General features: G+C 45.5%; 4 protein-coding genes. 1 reads left to right on the top strand and 3 read right to left on the bottom strand.

All coding sequences use genetic code 11. From position 1 onward, the window contains the following. On the bottom strand, nt 1-153 hold a 153-nt coding region (locus WEIDD23_RS03430), incomplete at its 3' end, for a universal stress protein (RefSeq protein WP_197458784.1). A gap of 15 nt (nt 154-168) precedes the next feature. Continuing rightward, the gene (locus tag WEIDD23_RS03425) at nt 169-1,539 is read right to left on the bottom strand and encodes an Nramp family divalent metal transporter (RefSeq protein WP_062358757.1); all 1,371 of its coding nucleotides are present in this window, start codon (nt 1,537-1,539) and stop codon (nt 169-171) included. 235 nt (nt 1,540-1,774) lie between these two features. Here WEIDD23_RS03425 and rpmF point away from each other — a divergent pair, with 235 nt between their 5' ends. Then, nucleotides 1,775-1,948 (top strand): 50S ribosomal protein L32, encoded by a 174-nt coding sequence (rpmF, locus tag WEIDD23_RS03420; RefSeq protein ID WP_003608705.1) that lies wholly within the window; start codon nt 1,775-1,777, stop codon nt 1,946-1,948. A 25-nt stretch (nt 1,949-1,973) separates the two neighbouring features. Here the strand turns inward: rpmF and WEIDD23_RS03415 are convergent. Next, nucleotides 1,974-2,362: PTS transporter subunit EIIB (locus WEIDD23_RS03415; protein WP_242865416.1), on the bottom strand; the 389-nt coding region annotated here is incomplete at its 5' end.

Here is a 2,362-nt window from a genome sequence, read left to right as displayed (position 1 = left end):
GACGTTCATCTGTTCGGCCTCAAAGACAGAAACAATCGTCAGTTCTGAATCATCTTCTTGCGCTTGGTGAATAGCGTTAACTAATGCGAGTTGACCCAACTTTGAATCATCAACAGCCGCCAACACTCGTTTAAAATGCTTTGCCTCTACCATGAACTCGTCCTCCTTTTACTTAAACAATGGTGCCAACGTCGACACAATCAATTGGATATTCAATCCCGTCAAGATCACTGACACAGCATACCCCAGAACAGTTGCCCAACGTGGGTTAACAAACTCGCCCATGAACTTCTTCGATGACGTGAAGTAAATCAATGGGAACATTGAGAACGGCAAAGCCACTGACAAGAACACTTGTGAGTAAACCAAAAGACGATCTAAGGCCCCTTCAGTTGCACCGAAGATAATGGCAAAAATCACAATTGGAACCAGCGCAATACCACGCGTCAAAATTCGTTGTAGCCACATTGGCATCCGCCAGTGAGTATAACCTTCCATGATAATTTGACCAGTCAAGGTACCCGTAATGGTTGAGTTTTGACCTGACGCCAACAACGCAATAGCGAACAGCATACTCAAGACAGGACTCGCAATTGCACCAACAATCGCTTTATCGTTAAGGGCATTAAACAAATCACCAAAGGCTTCAAGCTCTGAACCGTGGCCGAAGAACAAGGCCGCACCCACAATCAACAATAATGAGTTAACAACAAACGCACCCGTTAATTGAATGTTTGAGTCCCACGTTGTGAAACGAATCGCTTCAGCAATGTTCTTCTTCTCGCTCCGATCAACCTTTCGCGTTTGCGAAATTGATGAGTGGAGATACAAGTTGTGTGGCATAACCGTCGCACCCACAATTCCCAACGCCAACATCAATTGACCATGCTTCAGAATATCGTGGTGTGGTACCAAGTTTACCGCAACCTGCCCCATATCTGGCTTTGCTAGGAACGCCATGTATAGGAATACAAGTAGAATTACGATAATCAGGGTCAAGACAATCCCTTCAATCTTACGGAACCCGAGCTTCATTAGGAGCAAGAGTAGCAAAACATCCAGTGCCGTGATAATCACACCCCACAAAAGTGGCAAACCGAACAGCAAGTGGATGGCAATCGCTGCACCGATAACTTCGGCCATTTCAGTTGCCATAATCGCCAATTCCGTCATAAACCAAAGGATGTATCCGATCCATTTATTCGTGGAATCACGCGTCATTTGGGCCAGATCTTTCTGAGCCACAATCCCTAGTTTAGCCGCCATATATTGCAACAACATCGCAATTAAACTAGATACTAAGATCACAGAAATCAATAGGTATCGATACTGTGCCCCACCGACAATTGACGTAATCCAGTTACCTGGGTCCATGTAACCAACGGCAACCAATGCCCCTGGTCCACTCCACGCCATCAACTTCCGCAAAAATCCGCCGCCTTGTGGAACTTCCACTGTGCTGTTGATTTCCGCCAAACTTGGACCATCAGTCGCTTGTGCGTTTGCAACTGACGGATCCTTTACTGAATCTTTTGCCATCAGTAAATATGCCTCCTTGTTTTTTGGTACGTTTAATTATCTTACTTTACGTATATTTTGTAAACAATGAAAGCCCGTGATATCAACGTTCGATCGCCATACCCAAAATAGGAAAAAAGCGCCCGTCACTTGACAACTATCAAAAAATAATGTAATTTAGAACAGTTGAAAAAATAATCGATTATTAAACACTGCCTTTCTTTTCTGACACGGCGGTGTAAGGGAGGATAAAAATATGGCAGTTCCTGCACGTAAGACTTCAAAGAACGCAAAGCGCTCACGTCGCGGTGGTCAAGGCGGACTTAAGACGCCTGCTATCCACATGAACGAAAACGGTGTTTACGTACGTAACCACCACGTGGCCGCTGATGGTTCATACAAGGGTAAGCAAGTTGTTTCACCTAAGTAATTAGAAAAGACTACTAGGATTCGTCCTAGTAGTCTTTTTTTATGCCTTTCACCCACTGCTTGACGCGTTGCCAAGCACCACTTGCGTTCGGTTGTGCATCCAACTCCCGTGTCGCATCCTGTAAGACGTTCTCCACCATTTCATACACCTCATGGACACCAGGTCCAATCACAACTTGATATTGACCAAGGAGCGCATTAAAGGCCTCTCCCGCCACGCCATCAATCGCGACCAGCCGAGGCGAATCAACCTTGCTAGGATCAACTAAATAAAAACGCAATCGTGTCACGCAATGGATCACCCGTTCAATATTTGTCGCACCGCCGACAGCTTGAATGATTTGTTCAGCTTGCTTCCGTTCCAGACTAACCATCACCTTCACCCCCTTTACTCGTATTTTACCGCCGATTACGC

Origin of the sequence: Weissella sp. DD23 (assembly GCF_001579105.1) — a bacterium.
Lineage (GTDB): Bacteria > Bacillota > Bacilli > Lactobacillales > Lactobacillaceae > Weissella > Weissella cibaria.
The sequence above is the reverse complement of the archived record's forward strand: the minus strand, read 5'-3'. Positions and strand labels throughout refer to the sequence as shown.